This window comes from Devosia sp. Root105 (assembly GCF_001424865.1).
GTDB lineage: Bacteria > Pseudomonadota > Alphaproteobacteria > Rhizobiales > Devosiaceae > Devosia_A.
On sequence record NZ_LMCR01000019.1, the window covers coordinates 67,438 to 91,634 of the forward strand.

Consider the following 24,197-nt stretch of genomic DNA (forward strand, 5'->3'; position numbering starts at 1 on the left):
CACTCACACATTGTAAATCGTCCGATACGCCGAGGGCGTCATGCCCTGGTAGCGCTTGAACAGCCGGCAGAAATGCGGGGCGTCCGAATAGCCGAGCTCGGCGGCGATCTCGGTGATGCTGGGGCGCGGGTTGAGCAGCAGCGTGCACGAGCGGTGGATGCGCCGCCGCTGGAAGAAATCCGTCGGGCCATAGCCGGTCGAGGCGCGGAACAGCGCCGAGAAGTGGTCAACCGAGAGTCCCGCCGCCCTGGCACTGCGGGCGACGGAGTAGGGGGTGCCGGCGCCGGCAGCCCGATCGATAGCCTCCATCGCCGTCCACACCTCGGGTCGGAAGGTGAGGGTGGCCGAGGTCGGGTCGTGCCGCATCCAGGCTCTCGCCATCGTCGCCACCGCCTTCTGCAGCGCACAGCGCAGGAACAGCGGCGATGGCGCAGCACGGTTCCCCTCGGCCTCGATCTGCGAGAGTTCCGCAGCAATGAGCTCGAAATCGGCGGCATCGAGCCGCATCTGCACGGTGTCGACGATCTGCGCTCGCATCAGCGTGGTCGAGAGGAACAGCGGCACCGCTCCCGGCTCGGTCCATAGGAGGCCAAGATCGCCCATCAGCCATTCGCTGAGATAATAGGCGTTGATCACCTCGATCCGCTCGACCCGCTCGAAGGCGTGCACTTCGCCCGGCGGCACGACGACGACATCGCCCCGCGCCAACGGGGCGCGGCCGTTTTTGGTCCGGTGCGTGGCGCTGCCCGAGGTGACGATGCAGATCTCGTGGTAGGCGTGGTCGTGCGGCGGCACGTCCTCGATCACCTCCAGCCGCTGCGCCCGCACGGGGCGGCCGGCCGAAAGCTGTACGGTCGATTGCTCGATAGTGTAGTGCGCCGCGAACGGCGATCCGGGATTCATTCAACGAGCCTAGCCGCACCCGGCGCAGCGCAACAAGCCCCTGCGTTGGGCGCAAATCGCGGGTTCGTTCAAGCTTTGCGGCTGAATGCTGCAAGACGCGTGGCGAGGCGCCGTGGTCCTTTAGCCGACTGCCCAGCGGGAGACGGGTGGAAAACTGAGGGAGGAATGGAAGTGAACAAACGCACGGCAATTCATCTGCGCGCCACTGTCCTGGCGACGGCGCTGACTGGGCTGGTAACCGGGTGGGCCTCTGCCCAGACGGTGAACCTGACCTTGAGCCATTTCAACAACCCGAACGAGGTGGCGACAGCCAACAAGCTCATCGAGGTGTTCGAGGCGGCCAACCCTGACATCAATATCGACGTGGAACTGATCCCCACCGGCGGCGATGGCGACAACCTGGTCAAGACCCGCCTGTCGACCGGCGATATGACGGATCTCCTCTGGTACAATGCCGGCTCGCTGTTTCATGCGCTCAACCCAAAAGAGCGTTTTGTCGACCTGACCGACGAGCCGTACCAGGCCTCGATCCTCGATTCGTTCAAATCGGTGGTCACTGAGGACGGCCGCGTCTACGGCGTGCCGATCGGCACCGCCTTCGGCGGCGGCGTGCTCTACAACCGCAAGGTGTTCGAGAAGCTGGGGCTCACCGTGCCCAAGACCTGGGCCGAGTTCATGGCCAATAACGAGAAGCTCAAGGCAGCCGGCATCCCCGCGGTGATCCAGACCTTCGGCACGCCGTGGACGGCGCAGCTTTTCATGCTCGGCGATTACTACAACCTGCAGGCTGCCGAGCCGGATTTTGCCGAGCGCTACACCGCCAATCAGGCGAAGTACGCCACCGCTCCCGCCCTGAAAGGCTTTGAGCGGCAGGAGGAGGTGTTCAAAGCCGGCTATCTCAACGAGGATTTTGCTTCGGCGATCTTCGAGGATGGGCTGCGCATGGTGGCCGAGGGCGAAGGCGCGCAATATCCGATGCTCTCGATCACCGTCGGCACCATCGCCACGACTTATCCGGACCTCGTCAACGATGTCGGCTTCTTCGCGCTGCCGGGCGATGACGCGACGAAGAACGGGCTCACCACCTGGATGCCCAACGGGCTCTACATCACCTCGACCACCCCCCATCTGGCCGAGGCCAAGCGCTTCGTCGAATTCGTCGCCAGCACTGCCGGCTGCGATGCGCAGACCGCGGCGATCGGCGCGACCGGCCCGTACCTCGTCAAGGGCTGCACCATCCCGGCCGACGTGCCGCCGGTGGTCAGTGACCTCTTGCCCTATTTCGAGACCGACGGAGCAACGGCGCCGGCGCTGGAGTTCCTCTCGCCGGTCAAGGGCCCGAACCTGCCGCAGATCACCGTGGAAGTCGGCTCCGGCATCCGCTCGGCCGCTGACGGCGCCGCGCTCTACGATGAGGATGTGAAGAAACAGGCGCAGCAACTGGCCCTGCCGGGCTGGTAAGCGCCGCTTGGGCGACCCGCGTCGGGTCCTCGACGCGGGTCGCCGTTCCCTGTCGAGCTGCCGCTTTACCAGCGGCGGCTCGACATCCCTCACCCCGCCAGCGCCCGGATTTCCGCCAGGGCTGCTTCGTCCACCGCGATGCCCTTTGCAAGGCTTTCCCGGCGGGTGGCGTAGCGGCGGTCGCCGGGCAGGCGGGATTGGCCGGCGTCGTGGATTTCGGCGATCAGCACTTCCAGCCGGTCGGCAAAGCAGTTCACCGCGCCGCGCTGGGGGTCGATCAGGATGTAGGTCTGGCCGCCATGCGGCGTCGCGGCGCCCGGGTAGGCGCTCCAGTCGATTTCGAACGAATAGTCGCCGCCGGCCAGCGCCGCGCCCATGATTTCCATCATCATGGCGATCGACGAGCCCTTGTGTCCGCCGAACGGCAGCAGCGCCCCGCCATCGAGGATGGCGGCGGGGTCGATGGTGGGGTTGCCGTGGCGGTCGACGCCGGTGCCGGGCGGCAGTTGCCGGCCCTCGCGCCGGGCGATCTGCACGTCGCCATTGGCCATGGCGCTCGAGGCCTGGTCGAACACCAGCGGATCGGTGCCGTCACGCGGTGCGGCAAAGCCGAACGGGTTGGTGCCGTAGACTTTGCGGTGGCCGCCATGCGGCACCACTGATGCCATCGAGTTGATCATGGCGAGGGCGACAAACCCCTGACGCGCAAACGGCTCGATATCCGGCCACACGGCGCTGAAGTGGTGCGCCTTGCGCACGCTGAGCACGGCGATGCCGTTGGCCCGCGCCTTCTTGATCAGCGCTTCGCGCGCCAGCTCCAACACCGGCAGCGAGAAGCCGTTGCGGCCGTCGGCGCGCAACATGCCGGGCGCCACGTCCTCGAGCACCGGCACAGCCTTGCCATCCACCCAGCCGGTATTGAGCGAAGCGAGATTACCCTTGATGCGGAAGATGCCGTGGCTATGCGCGCCGTCGCGCTCGGCACCGGCCATGTTCTCGGCGAGGATGCTCGCCACCGACTCGGAGCAGGCGTGCCTGAGGAACACCTGACGCAGCAGGGCGATGAGCTCGTCATATGCGATCGTAGTGGTCACTTGCCGATCCGCGGCCAGGTGTCGGAGAGCCGGTAGCCGCCCTGCCAGGGGTCGGATGGGTCGAGCATCTCGGTGCGGGTGCCGGTGATCCAGGCGCGGCCGGAGATCGAAGGGATGATCGCCGGGCGGCCGCCGAGCGTGGTGTCCCGCTCGATCCGACCGAGAAACTCCGAGCCGATGATCGAGCGCGCCAGGTAACGGTCGCCGACCTGCATCTCGCCCTTGGCGCGCAGCACCGCCATGCGGGCCGAGGCGCCGGTGCCGGTAGGCGAACGGTCGATCTTGCCCGGCTGGATGGCGACGGCATTGGCAGCGGTCAGCATCCCGTCCCGCCGCTCGATCGGCGCGGCGATCTGGCAGAACGAGAAATGCGTCCAGTCCGGGTTGGTCGGATGGGTGAAGCCGAGCTGCTCGTTGGCAGCGCGGGTGATGCGGATGCCGGTTTCGGCAAGCTCGCGCGCCTCATCCGGGGCGATGCGGAAGCCCAGCGCCTCGGCATCGACGATAACGAAGCTGTCGCCGCCATAGGCGGTGTCGACGGTGAGCGTGCCGACGCCCTCGACCTCGAGTGTTGCGCCGAGCTTATCAGCAAAGCTCGGCACGTTCGTCACGGTGATCCGCTCGGCCTTGCCGTTCCGGCACTCGGCAACCACCTCGACGATACCGCCCGGCGCTTCCAGCACCAGCCGGGTTTCCGGCTCGGTCATCGGGATGATGCCGGTATCGAGCAGCACGGTCGAAACGCAGATCGAGTTCGAACCCGACATCGGCGGCGTGTCCTCGGGCTCCATGATGATGAAGCCCATCTGCGCCCGCGGATCCTTAGGTGGCACTAGCAGGTTGACGTGCCGGAACACACCGCCGCGTGGCTCGTTCAGCACCAAGTTGCGCAGCGTCTGGTCACGCGCGATGAAGCGCGACTGCTCCCACAGCGTCTCGCCCGGCGGCGGCGCGACGCCGCCGACGATGACATCGCCGACCTCGCCTTCGGCATGGCAGCCGACGATCTGAATTGCGCGGGTAGTTCTCATTTGGTCATCCAGAGTGGGTGTCGTCTCCCTCCCCCTTGCGGGGAGGGATCAAGGGTGGGGGGTGAGGCGTGCAGGGAGTGTGCTGCTCCCCTCACCCTAGCTTCGCCAGGTCGCGCTGCTCCCGGCTGCGCTACCCTCCCCGCGAGGGGGAGGGAGTCCCGACTGAGGGTCACGCAATCACCTGCACAGCTTGCCCGAGCACGTCCCACTTAGGCTCGATTCCCAGCCCAGGCGCATCGCTCGCCGTCATAAACCCGTTCACCCGCTTCGGCGCGCCGTCGGCGATCGACACGGTCACGTAGGAGTTGAAATCGGTCGCCGTGAAGCAGAATTTCTGCGGCGTCGAGCGAGCGAGGTGCGCGATCGTCGCGGTGACGATGTCGCCGCCCCAGGTGTCCTCGATGGTCATCGGGATGCCTGAGGCGACGCAGAGGTCACGCATCTGTCGCGCCTTGGTGAGGCCGCCGACCTTGCTGATCTTCAAATTGATGACGTCGAACGCGTCTTCGGAAATCCCCTTCACCAGGTCGCCGACCGTGCCGATATTCTCGTCGAGGACGAACGGCAGGCTGGTGCGGCGGCGGATCGAGACGCTCTCCTCGTAGCTCATGCAGGGCTGCTCGATATAGACATCGAGATCACGGACGGCGTTCACCACCCGCGCCGCGTCGGCCATGGTCCAGCCGGTATTGGCGTCGGCGACGAGGATATCGGTCTCGGCGAGGATTTCGCGACAGGCGCGGATGCGCCGGATGTCGTCATTGGCATCGCCCCCAACCTTGAGCTGGAACTTGGTGTAGCCCTCGGCGCGATAGCCGGCGATCTTCTCGGCCATCACAGCCGAGTCCTCCTGGCTGATCGCCCGGTAGAGCGCGATTCTTTCCTGCTCGGCCCCGCCCAGGAGCTTATAGACCGGTAGCCCGGCGACCTTCCCCAGAATGTCCCAGCAGGCGATGTCGATCGGCGCCTTCACATAGGGGTGGCCGCGCAGCACCGCATCCATGTGATGGTTGAGCGGCCACAGGTCGGTCGGGTCATGCCCGATCAGCTTGGGCCCGATCTCGGCGATGCCGGCCCGCACCCCCTTGGCGTAGGAGGGGAGGTACGCCGAGCCGAGTGGGCAGCACTCGGCATAGCCGGTAATCCCGGCATCGGTCTCGACCGCCACGACGGTCGAATCGAACACCTCCATGAAGTTGCCGCCGCTCCAGTTGTAGCGGCCTTCGCGCAGCGGCAGATCGACCTGGTAGACTTTGATGGCGGTGATTTTCATGTGTGGAGTTCCTGACGAGAGGCTGCTCGGTTCACCGGGTCATTCCCGCGAAAGCGGGAATCTCCGTTTGCGTGTCACGATCCTGAACAGAGGTTCCCGCTTTCGCGGGAATGACTCCGTGGCTGGGGCGAGCAAGGAGCGGCACCATCTCACACCAGCGAGAAGCCGTGGGCGAAGGGGTCGCGGTCGTCGATATAGATAGTGTTGAGGCCGGTCTGGCGGGCCCAGCCGGCGATCGAGGGGACGATCCCGTCATAGTTGCCCACCTTCACCGCGCGCTCGACCCGGCCGTTGAACACTGAGCCGATGATCGACTCGTGGTTGAAGGCGTCGCCGACCTTGAGCTTGCCCCGGCCATACCACTGCGCCATGCGTGCCGAGGTGCCGGTGCCGCAGGGCGATCGGTCGATCGCCTTGTCGCCGTAGAACACGGCGTTGCGGGCGGTGTTGGCGGCATTGGTCGGCTTGCCGGTCCACAGGATGTGGGTGCAGCCGCGAATATTCTCGTTCTCGGGATGCACGAACTCGTAGCGCTCGTTCATCGCCGTGCGCAGCGCCGGGCTCCAGCGGAGGAGGTCGCCGACCGAGACGTCGGCGATGTCGGAGAAATTCTCCTGGGCGTCGACGATGCAATAGAAATTGCCGCCATAGGCCACATCGACCTTGAGCTTGCCCAGCCCCGGCGCCTCGATCTCGAGGTCGGTTGAGTGGAGAAAGCTCGGCACGTTGGTGATGCGGACCTTGTCCACATACTCGCCGTCCATGGTGTACTCGGCCACCACCTTGCCGGCCGGAACGTCGAGGTTCACCACGCCTGGCGTCTTCGGTGTCATCAGCCCGTTCTCGATCGCCATCGTCACCGTACCGATGGTGCCGTGGCCGCACATGTAGAGGCAGCCCGAGGTCTCGATGAACAGGATCGCGATGTCGCAATCCTCGCGCGTCGGCGGGTAGAGGATCGAGCCCGACATCACGTCGTGGCCGCGCGGCTCGAACATCAGCCCTTTGCGGATCCAGTCGTGGTTGGCGAGGAAATCGGCGCGCCGCTCCATCATGGTGTTGCCCTTGAGCAGCGGGCCGCCGCCGGCGACGAGGCGGACCGGGTTGCCGCAGGTGTGACCATCGATGCAGGTGAAGATATGCCGGGACATGGAAAGGCTCGTTCTAGAAGCGTTGCGGAGAGAAGGGCGTGAGGTCGAGAGACGGCGCGGCGCCGGTGAGCAGTTCCGCCACCAGCTTGCCGGTGCCGGCCGATTGGGTGAGGCCGAGATGGCCGTGCCCGAAGGCATAGACGATGTTGCGCGATTGGCGCGAGAAGCCAATCGCCGGCAGGCTGTCGGGCAGCGACGGGCGAAACCCCATCCACTGCTTGCCGCCGGTGGTCACAAGACCGGGCATGAAGGTTGCCGCCTTCGTCAGCATGGCGTCGGCACGCTTGAAATTGGGCGCGAGCTTCAGGCCGCCCAGTTCCACCGCGCCGCCGACGCGGATGCCACTGGCGAGCGGCGTCACAACGAAGCCGTGGCCGCCGAACACCAGCTGGCGTTTGAGGTCAAAACTATATCCGGGGAGCGTCGTGTTGTAGCCGCGCTCGGTTTCGAGCGGGATGTCGTCGCCGAGAGGCGCCGTCAGCCGCTTCGACCACGCGCCGCCCGCCACCACCACCTGCCGGGCGCGTAGTGTGCTGCCGTCACTGAGCTGGATGACGATGCCATCGCCCTCGGGCCGCACCTGCACCACCTCGGCCTGGCGGAAACTGGCGCCGCGCGCCATGGCCGCCTGGCCCACCGCCACCGCGTAGTCATAGGGGTCGCTGACCGTCTGCCACTTCGGAATGAAGGTGGCGCAGGTGATGCGCGGCGACAGCCCCGGCTGCAGTTCGCCGAGCTCGGCCCCCCGCACATGCCGGAACTCGATGCCTTCGGCGGATTTGGCCGCGTCGTCCCGCGCTGTCTTTTTGAGTTCGTCCTCGCTCTCGTAGAGCTCGAGCACCCCGTCGCGACGGATCATACCGTCGAGGCCGGCGCCGGCGACGAGCGCCTCCAGTTCGGATCGGGCAACCCGCATCATGGCGCTCTGCGCCTTGAGGCTTGCCGCCACCTTGTCGGGCCAGCCGGCGCGCCAGAAGCGCAGCAGCCAGGGGGTGATCTGCGGCAGATACTCCGGCCGGATGGTCAACGGGCCCAGCGGATCGCTCAGCCAGCGCGGCAGCTTGCCGAGGACGCCCGAGGTCGCCATCGGGATCACATCCGAAAAAGCGAACGCCCCGGCATTGCCGCGGCTGGTCTCCTCGGCAATGCCCTTGCGGTCGATCAGCACGGCTGTTCGCCCCGCTTCCTGCAGCTTGAAGGCGGTGGAAACGCCGATAATGCCGGCGCCGATAATGGCGACGTCGATGCTGGTCGTCGTGGTCAAGTCAGGTGGCCTTTGGGCTTACTGTGGAGGTTTCGGGGGGTGCATTCAGCTGCCGAGATAGGCCTGGACGATCGAGGGATCGGCACTGAGTTGCCTGGCTTCGCCCTCGAGGCGGATGACGCCGCTCTCCAGCACATAGCCGTAATGGGCGAGCCGCAGCGCCAGCCGGGCATTCTGTTCGACGAGGAGGATCGTGGTGCCCGCTTCATTGAGCCGCTTCACGATCTTCATCGTCTCGAGCACCAGCTTGGGCGCGAGGCCCATCGAGGGCTCGTCGAGCAGCAGGATCTTGGGGCCATGCATCAGCGCCCGGCCGATGGCCAGCATCTGCTGTTCGCCGCCCGACAACAGCGAACCATCCGAGTTGGCCCGTGTCCTGAGGATCGGGAACTGCGCGAATACCTGTTCGAGCCGGTCTTTCCTGAGCGTCGCGTCCTTGACCGTGAAGGCGCCGAGCTCGAGGTTCTCGCGTACGCTGAGGCCGCGCAGCACGTGCCGGCCCTCGGGCACATGCACCACGCCGGCCCGCGCGATCTGATGCGCTGGCATGCCGGTAATGTCGTTGCCCTCGAACAGCACCCGGCCGGCCTTGGCGCGGACGAGGCCGGAGATGGTCTTGAGCGTCGTGGTCTTGCCGGCGCCGTTGGCGCCGAGCAGCGTCACGATCTGCCCGCGCTTCACCTCGAGGTCGATGCCTTTGACCGCATCGATCTTGCCATAGGCGCTGGCAATGCCTTCGAGCTTGAGCATCACATCAGAGGTCAAGTGCGTCCTCCTCGACACCGAGATAGGCCTCGATCACCCGCTGGTTGGATTGGATCTCCTTGGGCGTGCCCTCGGCGATCATCACGCCGTGGTCGAGCACGCTGACCCGCTCGGAGAGGCGCATCACCAGCCCGGTATCATGTTCGATCAGGAGGATGCAGATATCCCGCTCGTTGCGGATGCGGCGAATGAGCTCGATCAGCTCTTCCTTCTCGCCCGAGGTCAGCCCGGCGGCCGGCTCGTCGAGCAGCAACAGCCGCGGTGTCGTCGCCAGGGCTCGCGCGATCTCGACGCGGCGCTGCCAGCCATAGGGCAGGGTGGTCGCCTCGCGCTCCCAGCCTTCGGTGATGCCGACAAAGCTCAGGCACTCCTCGGCGATCCGCCGGATCTCGGCTTCCTCGCGGCGCTGCGAGGGCAGCCGCAGGATCGCATCGATCACCCCGGCACGGGTCCGGCTGTGCTGGCCCGACATGACGTTTTCCAGCACCGTCATCTCACGGAACAGCCGCACGTTCTGGAAGGTGCGGGCGATGCCGAGCTGCGTCACCTGATGCGGCTTCATCCGCAGCGTCTCGGTGCCGTCGAGCCGGATCGAGCCCTGCTGCGGCTTGTAAAAGCCGGTGATGCAGTTGAACAGCGAGGTCTTGCCCGCCCCGTTCGGCCCGATCAGGCTGACGATCCGGCCGGCGGGGACGCTGAAGTCCACCGCGTCGAGCACCTTCGATCCGGCAAAGCTGAGGCTGACGCCCTTGAGATCGAGGAGGCTCATCGTTTGCTCCTCGCCGGCCAGATGCCGCTCGGCCGGAACAGCATGATGAGCAGGAGGCCCACCGCGAAGATCAGCAGCCGCAGGTCACCGAAGTCGCGCAGCAGTTCGGGTGCGAGGATGACGATGAAGGCGCCGAGGATGACGCCCGGGATCTTGCCCATGCCGCCCAGGATCACCGCCATCAGGATCAACACCGATTGCCGGAACGAGAAGCTTTCGGGCGAGATCGCCCCGAGATTGGCGGCAAAGAACGCTCCGCCGATCGAGCCGTAGATGGCGCCGACCACATAGGCGGCGAGCTTCACCTTCACCCGGTTGATGCCCATCGCCTCGGCTGCGTCTTCGTCGTGCCGGACATAGAGCCAGGCGCGCCCGAGCCGCGAGTTGGCGAGCCGCACCGAGGCGATGACGCCGAGGATCGCGAGTGCGCAGAACACATAGTAGAAATCGAGCGGCGTGCGGATGTGCCAGCCGAACAGCCACGGCGAGTCGATGCCGATCAGCCCGCTGGCGCCGCCGGTTTCACGCAGGTTCCGCGCCGTGATCCGCACGATCTCGCCGAAGCCCAGCGTGACGATGGCGAGATAATCGGAGCGGAGCCTGAGGGTCGGGGCCCCGATCACGATGCCGGCGACGATGGCGAGGAGGACGGCCAGCGGCAGCGCCAGCCAGAAGTTGAGCCCGAAATGCAGCGTGGTGATGCCCACCGTATAGGCGCCGACGGCGAAGAACGCCGCAAAGCCGAGGTCGAGCAGGCCAGCATAGCCGACGACGATGTTGAGCCCCAGCGCCAACAGCACATAAAGCAGCGCGTTGGTGAGGATCACCGTGCCATAGGAGCCGAAGATGTAGGGCGCCACGGCCATGGCGACGAGGATGACGGCGATCGCCGCATAGCGCTTCTGTGGCGTATCGAGCAGCGTTGCCAACCCGCCCCAGGCACTTGGTCGTTCCGGGAATTGCGCCATCACATGCGCTCCTGCTCGGGCTTGCCCAACAGCCCGGTCGGTTTGAACACCAAAACGAGGATGAGGACGGAGAACGAGAACACGTCCTTCCACTCGCTCCCCACCCCCGGCAGCTGTGTGCCGAAACTCTCGAGCAAGCCGAGGATCAGCCCGCCCAGCATGGCGCCGGGGATCGAGCCGATGCCGCCGATCACCGCGGCGGTGAACGCCTTGAGCCCGATCAGAAAGCCCATGAAGTACCACAGCGACCCGTAATAGGCGCCGGCCATCGAGCCGGCCGCTGCCGCGAGCGCCGAGCCGAGGAAGAAGGTGATGGCGATCACCGCATTGACGTTGATGCCCATCAGCCGGGCCATGTCCTTGTCGACCGATACGGCGCGCATGGCGCGGCCATACTGGGTGCGCGACACGAACAGCTCGAGCGCCAGCATCAGCGCGGCGGCGACGCCGACAAGGATCATCTGGTTGTAGCTGATGAAGAGGTTGCCGAGCTTCACCCCGCCGAAGCCGAGCGCCGCGCCGAAGGGCACGTACTGCCCCTTGGTCAGCGTCAGCATGCCGTTCTGCAGCACCAGCGACACCGCGAGCGCCGTGATCAGGATGGAGAGGCGCGGCGCCGACAGCATCGGCGCGTAGGCGACGCGCTCGATGACCACGCCGAGAAAACCGACGGCGATCATCGCCAGCACCAGCGACACCGCGACGCCCAGCCAGCCGGGCCCGAGATAGGGCGCGAGGAACGACAGCACCAGGAAGCCGGCAAAGCCGCCCACCATGTAGAGCTCGCCATGGGCGAAGTTTAAGAGCTTCACCACGCCGAACACCATGGTGTAGCCGAGCGCCACCAGCGCATAAAACGAACCGAGCACGATGCCGTTCAGCAACTGGTTCGTGAAGATGTCGAAGATGCTCACCCGCCACCTCGCCCTTGGGTCAGTCTCGCCCTGAGCGGACCGGCACCGGAGCGCCGATCCGCGATTGGGTCAGGTGGCTACTGCGCCAGTGTCCAGGCGCCGCCCTTGCCTTCGAGCACCACGAAGTTGGAGCGCGCGAGGGTCTTTTCGGGCGTGAACGAGATCGGGCCCGAGATGGTCTCGGTGAAGTTGGCGCCCTGCAGCGTCTCGATCACCTTGGCCGAGTCGGTGGTGCCGGCGGTGGTGAGGGCCCAGGCGAGCAGCTTCATCGCGTCGTAGCTGAGCGTCGAGTAGGGGCCCGGCGCGGCGCCGAACTGCTTCTGGTAGGCGTCGGCGAACGCCTTGGCTTCCGGCAGGAACTCGGCCGTCGGGTTGGAGAAGGCGATGACGCCTTCGGCCGCCGGGCCGGCGATCTTGAACAGTTCCGGCGAGTTGGAGCCATCGCCCACCGCGATCAGCCCCTGGTAGCCACGCTCGCGCAGCTGGCGGATCAACAGGCCACCATCGGCATAATAGGCGGTCCAGAACACCGCGTCGGGGCTGGCCGCCGTGATGGCGGTGACCACCGCCGAATAGTCCTGCTCGCCCTTGTTGGTGACTTCGAAGTTGGTGACCGTGTTGCCGGCCGCTTCCCAGTTCTTCTTGGTCAGGTCAGCCAGGTCCTGCGAATAGGCATCGCCCTGGTTGATGATGGCAATCTTCTTGATGCCCTTGGCGTTGAAGTACTCGATCGCCTTGGCCACCTGGTCATTGCCGGTCGAGTTGATCATGAAGGCGTTGCCCGGGTTCTCCGGGATCAGCTTGGTCGAGTTGGCCGCTGGTATGATCAGCGGAATCTTGGCGTCGCCGTAGATCTTGAGCGTCGGCACCGTGGCGCCCGAGCAGTAGCCGCCCACGACGCCGACCACGCCGGAGGCCGCCAGCTTGCTCGCGGCATTGACTGCCAGCTGCGCGTCGCAGCCGTCGTCGCCGATGGTCGAGGTCAGCTGCTTGCCCAATACGCCGCCCGCCGCGTTGATCTCGCCGATCGCGAGGTTCACGGCATTGGCCATGTCCTGCCCGTAGGTGGCTTCCGATCCCGTGGTGGGGACCATGATGCCGATGGTCAGCGTATCCTGCGCGATCGCTGGTACGCCGAGCACGATGGCGAGTGCGAGGCCTGCTGCGGTTTTCATGACATTACGCATGTCGTTCCGTCTCCCTTGTCCTCAGATGCATCCTTGCATGCACCTTGTCGGCACAATGCAGCCGCGTTAACATTTCGTCAATTGGGAGCGAACAGGAGCCGGATGATGAGTGGATCCGCACGCGAGACGGCCGGGTTTGCGCCGCGCGTCAAAGGCTCGGGCGTCCAGAAGGTCTATGAGCAGCTGAAGGCCTCGATCCTCGATCTGTCGCTGGAACCGGGCGCGCCGCTCGACGAGGTCTCGCTCGCCGAAACCTTCGGCATGTCCCGCACCCCGGTCCGCGAGGCGCTGGTGCGGTTGGCTGCCGAAGGGCTGGTGAGCCAGCTGCCCAACCGCAACACCATCGTCGCGCCGATCGATTTCGGCGCGCTGCCGGTCTATTTCGAGGCGCTGACGCTGATGTATCGGGTGACCACCAGGCTTGCCGCCAGCGCCCGGACCCGCGCCCATCTCGAGGTCATGCGCGTCCACCAGGCAGCCTATGCCAGGGCGGTGCGCGAAGGCGACGTGCTCGGCATGATCGGCCACAACCGCAACTTCCACGCCACCATCGCCGAAGCCGGCGGCAACCCCTACTTCACCGGGCTGTTCACCCGCCTGCTCGACGAGGGACGCCGCATCCTCAGGCTCTACTACTACAAGAGCTTCAACGACCACCTGCCACGCAAATATGTCGATGAGCACGACGCCCTCGTCGCCGCCATCGAGGCCGAAGATGCCGAGCTCTGCGACCGCCTGGCGGCCGAACATGCCAGCCAGATCGTCGCGCAGATCCAGCGCTACATCGCCGTCGACCGCACCCGCGAACTGTCGCTCGCCAGCGGCGCCTAGCCCAGACCCGCCACCTCCAAGGTGGAACCGTCTCCGGTTCGACCCGTTACCGGGGGGTACCAAGGCGGAGTGGTCGCATGACTGGATATTCGCTGAATAGACGCATGTTCGTCACGACGGGGCTTGCGGGCGTCATGGCCTCAACCCTCTCTATCGGGTCGTCGGCAGAGGAGGCGAAGTTGGCAGCGAACGAGGCAACATCAGAGGTCACCTCGAAAGACGGGACCCCGATCGCCATCAGCCGCTCCGGCGAAGGACCGGCGCTCATCCTGGTCGGCGGCGCGCTGAGCGACGGCTCCGGCGCGGCCCCGCTGGCGAAGCTCCTCGCCCCGCGCTTCACCATAGTCACCTTCGACAGGCGGGGCAGGGGCAAGAGCGGCGACACGCCGCCCTACGCGGTCGAGCGCGAGATCGAGGATGTCGACGCCATCATCGACGCACTGGGTGGCACGGCATTCATTCACGGCCACTCGTCGGGCGCCGTGTTGTCGCTCGAAGCCACGGCAAAGCTCACGGGCAAGGTGACAAAACTCTCGCTCTACGAGCCGCCCTTCATCACCGACGGCACTCGTCCGCCACCGCCGGCCGACTTTGCGAGCCATATCGACGGGCTGATCGCCGCCGATCGCCGTGGCGATGCGGTGGAGTATTTCCTCGTCGACGTGGTTGGTACGCCCGCCGAGGCCATCGCCCAGATGCGATCGGCGCCCGCCTGGCCGGGGCTCGAAGCCCTGGCGCACACCCTCGCCTATGACGTTGCGGTCCTGGGCGACAGGATGTCGGGCAAGCCGCTCGCATCAGGAGCATGGGATGGCGTCAGCATCCCGGTGCTGGTGATGGATGGTGGCGCCAGCCCCGAATGGATCCGCAACTCGGCTCGTTCGGTTGCCGGCCTGCTGCCCAGTGCCGAGCACCGCAGCCTCGAGGGCCAAACCCACAATGCCGCCCCCGAAGTCGTCGCGCCCGAGCTCGAGCGCTTCTTCCTCGGCTGAGCGGCTACTCCGCGGCGAGCCGCATCGCCACCTGAGGGGCGAAGAGCGGCGTGCCGTTGGAGAGCTGCAGCGTCGTGAGTTCGCAGCCAAACACCTCGCGCACCAGTGCGATATCCAGCACCTCGGCCGGTGCGCCACAGGCGGCGCGCCGGCCTTCGGACATCACCAGCACCTGGTCGGCATAGAGCGCCGCGAGGTTGAGGTCATGCAGGATGGCCACCACCGCGCCGCCGGCTGCCGCAAAGCCCCGCGCGATCTCCATCACCAGCAGCTGGTGCTTGATGTCGAGGCTCGAGACCGGTTCATCCAGCAGCAACAGGCGCGGCAACCCCTCGAGTACCGGCTGCCACACCTGGCACAGCACCCGCGCCAGTTGCACCCGCTGCTGCTCGCCGCCGGAGAGGCTCTGGTACATCCGGCCGCCGAACCCCGCGAGGTCGACTCTCCGCAGCGCCGCTTCGACCACCGCCTCGCGTTGCGCCGGCAGCACGCCGAGCCCCGCCGACAGCCCCAGCCGCACCACTTCACGCACCGTGAACGGGAAGCTCAGCACCGAGGCTTGCGGCATCACCGCCCGCATCGTCGCCGCCGCCCGTGGCGGCAGTGTACGCAGGGGCTGCCCGTTCAGTGCGATATCGCCCTGGTGTTCGAGCTCGCCGCTCAGCGCCTTCATCAGCGTGGTCTTGCCCGAGCCGTTCGGTCCGATGATTGCCAGCACTTCGCCGGCGCGCGCCGTGACGCTGACGCCTTCGACGATCCGTTTGCGTTCGATGGCGACCGAAACGCCGCGAACTTCCAGCACCGGGCTCACCATGCCAGCTCCCGCCGCCGCAGCAGGATCCACAGGAAGAACGGCCCGCCCACCGCCGCGGTGACGATGCCGATCGGCAGCTCCGCCGGCGCGACGATGGTACGCGCCACCGCGTCGGCGACGAGAAGGAACGCGGCGCCGAGCAGTGCCGAGGCCGGCAGCAGGTACTTGTGGTCCGGCCCGATCACCAGCCGCAGCAAATGCGGCACGATGATGCCGATAAAGCCGATGCCGCCGCTGACCGCCACGGCCGCCCCGGTGGCTGCCGCCACCGCGACGATGGCGATGCGTTTGAGCCGCTGCACCGGGATGCCCAGGTGCATCGCCGTCGCTTCGCCCAGTGTCAGGGCGTTGAGCCCGCGCGTCAGCAGCATGCAGCAGAGCACCGCGATGAGGATGATCGGCCCCGATGCCTGGACCTTCTGCCAGTTCGAACCGGCGAGCGAGCCCATGCTCCAGAAGGTGAAGTCGCGCAGCTGCGAGTCGCTGGCAAGGAACACCATCACCCCCATCACCGCATTGGCCAGCGCCGCGATGGCGATGCCGGCGAGCAGCATGGTGGCGATCTGCGTCTGCGTGCCGCGCGTTGCCACCTGGTAGAGGATCAGGGTGGTGACGAGGCCCGTAACGAAGGCCGAGATCTGCAGGTTGTAGATGCCGAGGATTGCCGTCAGCGGCGCCAGTGCGGTACCGCCGAGGACGATCATCACCACCGCGCCGAGGCTGGCGCCGGACGACACGCCCACCAGCCCCGGGTCGGCCAGCGGGTTGCGGAACAACCCCTGCATCACCACGCCGGAGACGGCGAGGCCGGCGCCGATCAGGATGCCCAGCAGCAGCCTGGGCAGCCGGATATCTAGAAACACCAGTTGGTCGCGCAGCACCAGCGGGTCGTCGGTAGGTCCCGCCATCCAGGCCGAAAGCAGTCGCGGCAGCGAGGCGTCCGAGGCACCGGTGAGCAGCGCCAGTGCTGCCGCCGCAACCAGCAGCAGCACCAGCCCGACCAGCGTCAGCTGCGCCAACCGCGTCCGGTCTCCCGCGACCGGACCGGCGAGTTCGGCCGTCATTGCGGTGGTGGTCAAGGCTGTGGCACCCGGTCGCCGTAAAGCTCGTGCGCCAGCGTCAGGATCGCCTTGGGCGTACGTGGCCCGAAGCCGAGCATGAATGCCCCGTCCACCTTCAACAGGCGTCCCTGCTGCAGTGCCGGCGACGCCGCGAGGGCCGGATTGGCCGCGAGGTCGGCGGAAAAGTCTCCGGCGCCGGAATTCTGCATCATCACCACATAGTCGGGGTTGGCGGTGATCAGCGCCTCATCGCTCAGCGTCTGGTAGCCGTGCATTTCGGCCAGCGGATTGATGCCACCGGCCAGCGTGATGATGCCGTTGGCCGCCGTGCCCGAGCCGGCAGCGCGGATCTTGCCCTCCTGCACCGAGATGACGAACAGCACGCGCTTGCGTTCGGCATCGGGGATCGCGCTCGTCGCGGCTTCCGCTGCTTTCAGCTCGGTATCAAGCGTCGTCGCCAGCGCCTCGGCCTTGTCGGTGACGCCGAGCGCCTCGCCGACGGCGCGCACCTTGGTGAGGATGCCCTGGTGGCTGAAGTCCTCCGGCACCGTCACATAGGGGATCGAGCCCTTGGAGAGCACGTCCAGCGCCTCCGGCGGCCCGCTGCCATCCACCACCAGCAGCGCCGACGGGTTCACCGACAGTACGCCTTCCGGCGACAGGGCCCGCATATAGCCGACATCCGGCAGCGCCATCGCCTCGGGCGGGAAGATACCCGTCGTATCGCGGGCCACCACTTTGCCTTCCTCGCCCAGCGCGTAGACGATTTCGAGCAGCGAGCCGCCGATCACCGCCACGCGCGACGGGTCGGCGAACGGCGTGATCTGGGCGGCAAGGGCAGGGCCGGCAAGCCCGCCGAGCGCGGCGAGGGTGAGAAACAAGCGAGGGAGACGCATGGTGAACCCTTAGGCAGCGGTGGATTGGTCGAGTTGGGGCAGGCCTTCGATCAGCGTGCGCCAGGCGGCGCGTTCATCCACCCCTTCCTGGCGCTGGCCGAAGAACTGGATGATGAGCTTGTTGTCGGCGCCGAACGCCTCGATCGAGGTGACGTGCCCATCGGCGGTGGGTTTGCGCACCGCCCACACCTCCTGGATCTGGTCGGCCCTGAGATGGAGGTGGAAGGTCTCGTCCATGACATTGATCCACGGACCCATCGCCTGCACCCGCTCGATCGGGCCCGAGTGGATCTGGATGCAGCCGCGACTGCCGACGAACGCCATGATCGGCAGCCCGCTACCCGCGGCGCGCTCCAGCATGGTGCTGGCGGCGTTCGCGGCCAGCGGCCAGGCGTAGTCGCGGTCGATGGTCTTCAGCGCCTGGTGCCGCGACAGGTTGAGCCGCTTCAGCATCGGGAAGAACTGGTGCGTGTCGGTCAGCCCCTGCCACGCCTCGCGCAGTTGCGCGGCGCTGGCCTGGGCCGCGGCGGTGTCTACCTCGCTGTCATTCAGTTCCCGGATCTCGACCGTCTGCAGCTGTTCGTCGGCCCTGAGGGTCTCGACCAGCGCCTGATAGGCATCGAGGTTCGTCGCCGGCCGGCAATGCAGCTTGTGCACCGCGGTACCGGCCGCGTCGAAGAACTGCAGCGAGCGCCGTACCGCGCCGTCCTTGTCCGGCTTTTCGACCGCATAGGCCGAGGCCCAGTGCGTCGGGAAGATGCGGAGGTCGATCTCTTCGCCGAGGACGATCGAGGCGTGCTGGCCGAAGCGGGTCTTCTCGAACACCCCGATCTTTTCGTGCACCGCGTGCTCGTTGCGGGTCAGGCACATCACCTCGCCCAGCGCTGGCGCGCCGGCGAGCAGGGCCTCGACATCGGGGCGCAGTCGCACGCTGCCGGCGCCGACGAAGGCCGCCACCAGCTCCGCCTCGGAGATCTTCTGGATCCGAGCGAAATCGCGCTCGCGCATTTCGGGGTGCAGCGCACGCAGGCGGCGGATTTCCTCAGGCGATATCTGGCGGGCTTCGGGCAAGATGCGGCGTCCTCTTTCACTGCTCTGTGGCGCCGGCTCCGTTTCGCCGCGCCTGTCACTTAAATCTTGACAGTCAATATCAGGATTTATAAGCCATGCAATAGTGGAGTGATGGAGTCATATTTTTGCCCGCTCTGCCGTGCCAGCCAGCATCTGCCAGCCAGTGCATGTTCCCGACGCCGGCAGCAGCCAGGCGTCCGTCATTGAATGGAGAAGGAAATGGGGCTGGTGGCACGTAACGCCGCGATCTTGCTTGGCGGCGTCGCGCTGGGGGCGAGTTTTGGGGCAGGGGCTGCGATGGCGCAGTCGAGCGCGAACAACTCGCAGTTTGTCACGCTGCTCGAACGCATCGTCGTCGGCGCCGGCAAGGCCAAGGTGGCGATCGATACACCGCAGGCGGTGACCGTGGTGGACCAGGCCGATATCGACCAGAAGCAGGCCGGCACCATCGGCGAGATTCTCGACGACGTGCCGGGCGTCACCATGATCGGTTCCGAGCGCGTGCTGGGCGAAAGCTTCAACATCCGCGGCATCGGCGCCGCCGAGACCTCCGGCGACGAGGCGCGCATCATCCTCACCGTCGACGGGGCGCGGAAATTCTACGAACAGTACCGCATGGGCTCGTTCTTCTCCGATCCCGAGCTCTACAAGGCAGCCGAAGTGCTGCGCGGCCCAGCGTCCTCGACGCTCTATGGCTCAGGAGCCTTCGGCGGCGTCATCAACTTCACCACCAAGGACGCCTCCGATTTCATCAAGGACGGCAAGACCGGCGCCGTGCGCCTCAAGGGTTCCTACACCTCAAACGGCAACGGGACGCTTGTCTCTGGCATCCTGGCCCACCGTATCAACGAGACCTTCGAGGTGCTGGCCGCCGGCAACTTCCGGCGCTCGGACATCGTGGACCTCGCCAATGGCAGCGAATTGCCAGGTTCGGAATTTGCCGCCTGGTCGGGCCTGGTGAAGGGCACCATCCATCTCGATGCCGATCAGGTGGTCCGCTTGTCCTACCAGCGCTGGAACAGCGACGCCGATAAGCAGGACTATGCCCAGACCGGCACCGTCCCGATCGACAATCCGCAGAATTTCGGCCTGATCGATCGTACCGTCGACGACCAGACGGCGATCATCAGCTACGAGAACGAAGCCTCCGGCAACGACATGCTCGACCTCAAGGTCCAGCTGTCCTACTCCAACACCGCGGTGAGCCAGGAGAACCCGACCTCGCCGGTGCCGAGCAACATCTTCGTTGCCGATTACGGCTACCAGACCACTCAGCTCAACGTCGAGAACACCTCGAGCTTCGCTGGCGAGCGTTGGGAGAACTTCCTCACTTACGGCATCCAGGCGAGCCACCAGAACCGTGTTGCCGACCCGCTGACCGGCACGCTGATCACCACCCATCCCGAGGGGACGTCGTCGAGTGTCGGCGTATTCGCGCAGAGCGAGCACACCATCAACGACGTGCTGACCGTGATTGCCGGCGCCCGCGCCGATTTCTCGACCCTCACTCCGAGCGAGACCGTCGTCGGCGCCAGCCCCAGCGAGGATGTCGCCATCTCGCCCAAGCTCGCCGCCCTCTACAAGATCAACGAGAACTTCAGTGTGTTCGGTTCCGCCGCGCACACCGAACGCATGCCGACGCTGGACGAAATGTTCCAGTACCAGGGCACGCGTACGATGAACCCGAACCTGACCAAGGAATACTCGGACAACTTCGAACTCGGCCTCGCCACCCAGGCGGACGACATCTTCACCGGTGGCGACAGCGTCGCCTTCAAAGCCACGGCGTTCCACAACGATATCACCGACGGTATTGCCGCCAACCCGATCACCGCCAACGCGCCCTACTTCATCAACATCGCCGGCATGCGCATCTGGGGGCTCGAACTTGAGGGCTCCTACGACAGCGATGTGATGTTCGCCCGCCTCGCCTACACCTTCACCCGAGGCGTCTATACCGAGGACATGATCTCTTCCAATCCAGCCCGCGTGCCGCACATCTATGCCGGCGACGATGTGCAATCGATCCCGCAGGACAAGCTGGTGCTGACCGTCGGCGGCCGAGCCCAGGATCTCGACCTCGAGTACGGCACGCGCCTGACGCTGGCCGCCAACCCGCTCACCGCGGTCACCACCGTTCCGCCGACGTCGCTGCCGGACGGCTGGGCCACGGTGGACGTGTTCGCCACCTGGAAGCCGCAGAGTGGCCAGTTCGAGGGCCTGGAAGCGACCTTGGGCATCGACAACCTGTTCGACGCCGACTACCGCGAGAACCTGTCGATGGATCGCTCGAAGGGCCGCACCTTCAAGCTCACGCTGGCCAAGCAGTTCGACTACTGACGAAAATGGGGTTCCGCCAGGGTTGGCAGTCGGCGCACCTCTCCCTTTGGGGGAGAGGTCGACGCGAAGCGTCGGGTGAGGGGGCCTTGCCGCAGAATCTGAGCTTGCGGCAAGCCCCCTCACCCTGACCCTTCCCCCAAAGCGCGAGGGGACGAGACGGCACTGTCCGTGCGTAGTCTACCGCCCGCTCCGACTGGTGCGAGCGTCCTGATCGAGCCGCAGCGGATACCGCGTCGGGTGATGCGTGGAGAGTGTCAGGTTAAGCGGCCGCTCGTTGGCATCGAACGCCATCTGCTCGACCCCCAGGACGGCCGCCGGCGGTGGCAGCTCCAGCAATTGGCTCTCCTCGGCGTCGGCCAGTCGGGCCGAGAGAATGGTGTGGCCGCGTTGCGGTAGGAGCCCATAGCGTCCTGCAAGTTCGGCATAGAGCGAACTGTTCGGCACAGTCCAATCGAGTTCGAGAATGTCCGGCACGATCGCGGCCGGCATCCAGTCATGCGCGATGGCCACCGGCTGGTCGTCGATCAGGCGCAGGCGGCGCAGCGAGATCACCTGCTCACCTGCGCTGAGTTGCAGGGCCCGTGCCACCTCCTCTGGGGCGCCGACTTGCGCCGCGGTCAGCAGTCGGCTGCCCGGCCGTCGGCCATGCGCCACGGCCGTGGCGGTGAAGCTGCGCAGCAGTTCGAGCTCATACACCCCCTTGGGGCGGCCGGTTGGGTAGAACCCCTTGCCCGGATGGCTGCGCAGGTGCCCCTCGAGCACCAACTCGGTCATCGCCTGCCGGATGGTAATGCGGCTGACGCCGTAGAGCTCCACCAGCTCGCGTTCCGAGGCGAGCTTGGCGCGGGGCGGAATGGTGCCGTCATCGAGCGCCCGCAGCAGGCGTTCCTTCACCTGCTTGTAGAGCGGTAGGGGATCGTCGCGCGTCACGCCGTTGGCCATGGCTTTGGGGTAACCGAACTGATTGCGCTTTGGAAGCGGGCGCCGCGCCCGCCGACGAAACTTAGCCGTACGATTCCATCTTGCCTACCTATTATGACTGGATATGATCAGTTGCACTGAACGGGGGACGTCAGGGTGAAACTGGTCGTTGTCGGAGGGGGAGGGCTACGTGCCCCACTGTTCGTCGACTCGGCATTGCGCCGCGCCGCACGGACCGGCCTCACCGAAATCTGCCTGATGGATGTCGACGCGGCGCAGCTCGAGCTGATCGGCGCTCTCGCCACTGAGCTGGCGCGGCGCGCCGGCGGGGCTGTGACCATTTCCACCACCACCGATGCCGAAACTGCCTTTTCTGGCGCCAGTTATGTGGTGACCACGGTGCGCCCCGGCGGCATCGATGGCCGCATTGCCGACGAGCGCATCGCGCTGTCGCATGGCGTGCTCGGGCAGGAGACCACCGGGGCCGCCGGCTTCGCCATGGCGCTGCGCAGCATCCCCACAATCCTGAGCTATGCCGAGACGCTGGCCCGGGTCAGTCCTGAGGCCTGGCTGTTCAATTTCACCAATCCGGCCGGGCTCGTCACCCAGGCGCTGCGCGACTCGGGCTACAGCCGCAGCGTCGGCATCTGCGACAGCGCCAATGGCGCGCAGACCGCCGTCGCCAGATGGTTGCGGCTGCCCGAGCGCTCGGTGCGGGCCGAGGTGTTCGGCCTCAACCACCTGTCCTTCACCCGCCGCGCCGAAGTGGCCGGGCGCGACGTGTTGCCGGACGCGCTGGCTGATGACCGTTTCCTCGCCGGCACGGTGCAGCGGGTGTTCGCGCCCCATGTGGTGCGCCGCCACGGTGTGTGGCTCAACGAATACCTCTATTACTATTACTACGCCGACGAGGCGGTGGCGGCCGGCGCCGCCGGCCCGACCCGTGGTGAAGAGATCCGCGCCCTCAACCAGCGGCTGTTGCCACGCTTGCGCCAAGCCGAGCTGCTAGCCGACCCGGGGCAGGCGCTCGATGTCTATTTCGCCTACGAGCGCGAGCGCAGTGCAACCTACATGCAGCATACCCATGACGACGCCGAGCCGGTCGCTGCGGTGGCGCAAAGCCATGATGGTGAAGGCTATGCCGGAGTGGCGCTCGACCTGATCGAAGCGCTGCAGGGCGGCACGCCGATCCGCACCGGGCTCAACGTCCCCAATGAGGGCGCCATCGCGGGCTTGCGCGACAGCGACGTGGTCGAGGTCAGTTGCGTGGTCGATCACCACGGCATCCGGCCGCAGCCGATCGGCGCCATGCCCGATGCGCAGGGCTACCTGGTGAACTCGGTGAAGCACTATGAGCGGCTCACTGTGCAAGCCGTGGCTGAACGGAGCCGCGCCCTCGCCGTGGAAGCGCTGGTGGCGCACCCGCTGGTGCTGTCCTACTCGCGGGCCGAGCCGCTGGTTGAGAAATTCCTCGCCGCGCACGCGGCCCATGTCGGGGAGTGGTTGTGATGCGCTCCGCCGATGTGCTGCTGACCGGCGAATACTATTGCGACCTGATCTTCGCCGGCCTGCCCGGCGTGCCGAGGCTCGGCGCGGAGCTGGTGGCGAGTGACCTCGCCGTATTGCCCGGCGGCACCTACAACATCGCCCTGGCGCTGACCCGGCTCGGGCTCGATACCCACTGGGCCGTGGACTTCGGCTCCGACCTGTTCAGCGGCCTAGTGCTGGAGCAGGCGGCGCGCGACGGGCTGAGCCCGTCGCTGTTCAACCGCCTCGACCAGCCGCTGCGCCGCGTCACCTCGGTGTTCTCGTCCGGCGGCGATCGCGGCTTCCTCACCTATGGCGATGGCGCCATCGTACCGCCGCCTGCCGGTACGCTCGATAAGGTCCGCCCCACCTGGCTGCTGCAGACCTTCCGCTTCGAGCCGGAATGGCTGGCTTTTATGCGCGCTGCCAAGGAGCGCGGAGCAAAGCTCTTCGCTGATTGCCGCGGCGGCGATTTCACCCTCGAAACCCCCGGAGTGCGCGAGTTCCTGAGCCTGCTCGATGTGTTCTCGCCCAATGAGGACGAAGCCATGGCGCTGACCGGCATGCACCATCCGGCGAAAGCCGCGGCGCAGCTTGCCGAACTGGTGCCGATCGTCGCCATCAAGCGTGGCGCCGCCGGCGCGCTGGTCAGCGACCGCGGCCGCTGGATCAAGGTCGCGGCCCCCGAAGTGGTGGTGAAGGACACCACCGGGGCCGGCGACACTTTCAATGGCGGGTTCCTCCTCGGGCTGTGCTCGGGGCGCTGCACCGAGGAGGCGGCCGAGCTCGCCGTGCTCGCCGGCTCGCTGTCGGTCACCGATTACGGCGCCTTGGCGGCCCCCACGCTGAACGCGCTCAAAAAATTCGCCGCTGAGCACGGCAGGGGAAAGATGTTTCTCGAAACAGCCTCGTAAGCTCGGCGCTATCTTAGTAGTGATTGTCTATAGGATTTGTAGAGAATAAA

The 24,197-nt window shown here is 66.3% G+C and carries 22 protein-coding genes; 6 read left to right on the forward strand and 16 right to left on the reverse strand.

The window, feature by feature from the left end; all coding sequences use genetic code 11:
* Positions 1-3: 3 nt before the first annotated feature.
* Entirely contained in the window at positions 4-903 is a 900-nt protein-coding gene (locus tag ASC68_RS22800) for an AraC family transcriptional regulator (RefSeq protein ID WP_055884611.1), read from the reverse strand.
* Positions 904-1,074: 171 nt separating this feature from the next.
* Here ASC68_RS22800 and ASC68_RS22805 point away from each other — a divergent pair, with 171 nt between their 5' ends.
* Positions 1,075-2,364 (forward strand): extracellular solute-binding protein, encoded by a 1,290-nt coding sequence (locus tag ASC68_RS22805; RefSeq protein ID WP_248310591.1) that lies wholly within the window; start codon positions 1,075-1,077, stop codon positions 2,362-2,364.
* Positions 2,365-2,453: 89 nt separating this feature from the next.
* Here the strand turns inward: ASC68_RS22805 and ASC68_RS22810 are convergent, their stop codons facing one another.
* From ASC68_RS22810 to ASC68_RS22855, 10 genes are all read right to left on the reverse strand, one after another.
* Positions 2,454-3,458 carry an Ldh family oxidoreductase gene (locus tag ASC68_RS22810; protein ID WP_197421378.1) on the reverse strand — a complete coding sequence of 335 codons (1,005 nt, stop codon included), beginning with the start codon at positions 3,456-3,458 and terminating at the stop codon, positions 2,454-2,456.
* Complete coding sequence (locus ASC68_RS22815) at positions 3,455-4,489, reverse strand: proline racemase family protein (RefSeq protein ID WP_055884616.1); 1,035 nt, start codon at positions 4,487-4,489, stop codon at positions 3,455-3,457. Before ASC68_RS22815 ends, ASC68_RS22810 begins: the two co-directional genes overlap by 4 nt.
* A 169-nt stretch (positions 4,490-4,658) precedes the next feature.
* Positions 4,659-5,762 carry a cis-3-hydroxy-L-proline dehydratase gene (locus ASC68_RS22820; protein WP_055884618.1) on the reverse strand — a complete coding sequence of 368 codons (1,104 nt, stop codon included), beginning with the start codon at positions 5,760-5,762 and terminating at the stop codon, positions 4,659-4,661.
* A 149-nt stretch (positions 5,763-5,911) separates the two neighbouring features.
* On the reverse strand, positions 5,912-6,913 hold the full coding sequence (locus ASC68_RS22825; RefSeq protein ID WP_055884621.1) for a 4-hydroxyproline epimerase: 1,002 nt from the start codon (positions 6,911-6,913) through the stop codon (positions 5,912-5,914).
* A 13-nt stretch (positions 6,914-6,926) separates the two neighbouring features.
* Positions 6,927-8,177: an FAD-dependent oxidoreductase gene (locus ASC68_RS22830; RefSeq protein WP_055884624.1), complete on the reverse strand. Its 1,251-nt coding sequence runs from the start codon at positions 8,175-8,177 to the stop codon at positions 6,927-6,929.
* A gap of 45 nt (positions 8,178-8,222) precedes the next feature.
* Positions 8,223-8,927 carry an ABC transporter ATP-binding protein gene (locus tag ASC68_RS22835; RefSeq protein ID WP_156387446.1) on the reverse strand — a complete coding sequence of 235 codons (705 nt, stop codon included), beginning with the start codon at positions 8,925-8,927 and terminating at the stop codon, positions 8,223-8,225.
* Positions 8,928-8,931: 4 nt separating this feature from the next.
* Positions 8,932-9,711: an ABC transporter ATP-binding protein gene (locus tag ASC68_RS22840; RefSeq protein ID WP_055884631.1), complete on the reverse strand. Its 780-nt coding sequence runs from the start codon at positions 9,709-9,711 to the stop codon at positions 8,932-8,934.
* The gene (locus ASC68_RS22845) at positions 9,708-10,679 is read right to left on the reverse strand and encodes a branched-chain amino acid ABC transporter permease (RefSeq protein WP_055884634.1); all 972 of its coding nucleotides are present in this window, start codon (positions 10,677-10,679) and stop codon (positions 9,708-9,710) included. Before ASC68_RS22845 ends, ASC68_RS22840 begins: the two co-directional genes overlap by 4 nt.
* The gene (locus ASC68_RS22850; RefSeq protein ID WP_055884637.1) at positions 10,679-11,593 is read right to left on the reverse strand and encodes a branched-chain amino acid ABC transporter permease; all 915 of its coding nucleotides are present in this window, start codon (positions 11,591-11,593) and stop codon (positions 10,679-10,681) included. Before ASC68_RS22850 ends, ASC68_RS22845 begins: the two co-directional genes overlap by 1 nt.
* A 77-nt stretch (positions 11,594-11,670) precedes the next feature.
* A complete protein-coding gene (locus ASC68_RS22855; protein WP_197421379.1) occupies positions 11,671-12,768 on the reverse strand; it encodes a branched-chain amino acid ABC transporter substrate-binding protein in 1,098 nt (365 codons plus the stop codon).
* Positions 12,769-12,885: 117 nt separating this feature from the next.
* On the opposite strand from ASC68_RS22855, the gene ASC68_RS22860 reads away from it, so the two are divergent.
* Both ASC68_RS22860 and ASC68_RS22865 read left to right on the forward strand, forming a co-directional pair.
* On the forward strand, positions 12,886-13,611 hold the full coding sequence (locus tag ASC68_RS22860; RefSeq protein ID WP_055886125.1) for a GntR family transcriptional regulator: 726 nt from the start codon (positions 12,886-12,888) through the stop codon (positions 13,609-13,611).
* Between the two features lie 179 nt (positions 13,612-13,790).
* A complete protein-coding gene (locus ASC68_RS22865) occupies positions 13,791-14,603 on the forward strand; it encodes an alpha/beta hydrolase (protein ID WP_055886128.1) in 813 nt (270 codons plus the stop codon).
* 4 nt (positions 14,604-14,607) lie between these two features.
* Here the strand turns inward: ASC68_RS22865 and ASC68_RS22870 are convergent, their stop codons facing one another.
* Genes ASC68_RS22870 through ASC68_RS22885 form a run of 4 tightly spaced genes read right to left on the reverse strand, consistent with a single transcriptional unit; the run spans position 14,608 to position 18,445 of the window.
* Positions 14,608-15,405, reverse strand: a complete 798-nt coding sequence (locus tag ASC68_RS22870; RefSeq protein WP_055886132.1) for a heme ABC transporter ATP-binding protein — start codon at positions 15,403-15,405, stop codon at positions 14,608-14,610.
* A 5-nt stretch (positions 15,406-15,410) separates the two neighbouring features.
* The gene (locus ASC68_RS22875; protein ID WP_055884643.1) at positions 15,411-16,481 is read right to left on the reverse strand and encodes an iron chelate uptake ABC transporter family permease subunit; all 1,071 of its coding nucleotides are present in this window, start codon (positions 16,479-16,481) and stop codon (positions 15,411-15,413) included.
* A gap of 11 nt (positions 16,482-16,492) precedes the next feature.
* Positions 16,493-17,374, reverse strand: a complete 882-nt coding sequence (locus ASC68_RS22880) for an ABC transporter substrate-binding protein (RefSeq protein WP_055884644.1) — start codon at positions 17,372-17,374, stop codon at positions 16,493-16,495.
* 9 nt (positions 17,375-17,383) lie between these two features.
* Positions 17,384-18,445 carry a hemin-degrading factor gene (locus ASC68_RS22885; RefSeq protein ID WP_055884647.1) on the reverse strand — a complete coding sequence of 354 codons (1,062 nt, stop codon included), beginning with the start codon at positions 18,443-18,445 and terminating at the stop codon, positions 17,384-17,386.
* 228 nt (positions 18,446-18,673) lie between these two features.
* On the opposite strand from ASC68_RS22885, the gene ASC68_RS22890 reads away from it, so the two are divergent.
* Entirely contained in the window at positions 18,674-20,785 is a 2,112-nt protein-coding gene (locus ASC68_RS22890; RefSeq protein WP_197421380.1) for a TonB-dependent receptor, read from the forward strand.
* Between the two features lie 177 nt (positions 20,786-20,962).
* Here the strand turns inward: ASC68_RS22890 and ASC68_RS22895 are convergent, their stop codons facing one another.
* Positions 20,963-21,715: a GntR family transcriptional regulator gene (locus ASC68_RS22895; protein ID WP_349236250.1), complete on the reverse strand. Its 753-nt coding sequence runs from the start codon at positions 21,713-21,715 to the stop codon at positions 20,963-20,965.
* Between the two features lie 147 nt (positions 21,716-21,862).
* On the opposite strand from ASC68_RS22895, the gene ASC68_RS22900 reads away from it, so the two are divergent.
* A complete protein-coding gene (locus tag ASC68_RS22900) occupies positions 21,863-23,215 on the forward strand; it encodes a 6-phospho-beta-glucosidase (protein ID WP_055884655.1) in 1,353 nt (450 codons plus the stop codon).
* Positions 23,215-24,147, forward strand: a complete 933-nt coding sequence (locus ASC68_RS22905) for a carbohydrate kinase family protein (RefSeq protein WP_055884657.1) — start codon at positions 23,215-23,217, stop codon at positions 24,145-24,147. The genes ASC68_RS22900 and ASC68_RS22905 overlap by 1 nt, the downstream gene beginning before the upstream one ends.
* The last annotated feature ends 50 nt before the right edge of the window (positions 24,148-24,197 follow it).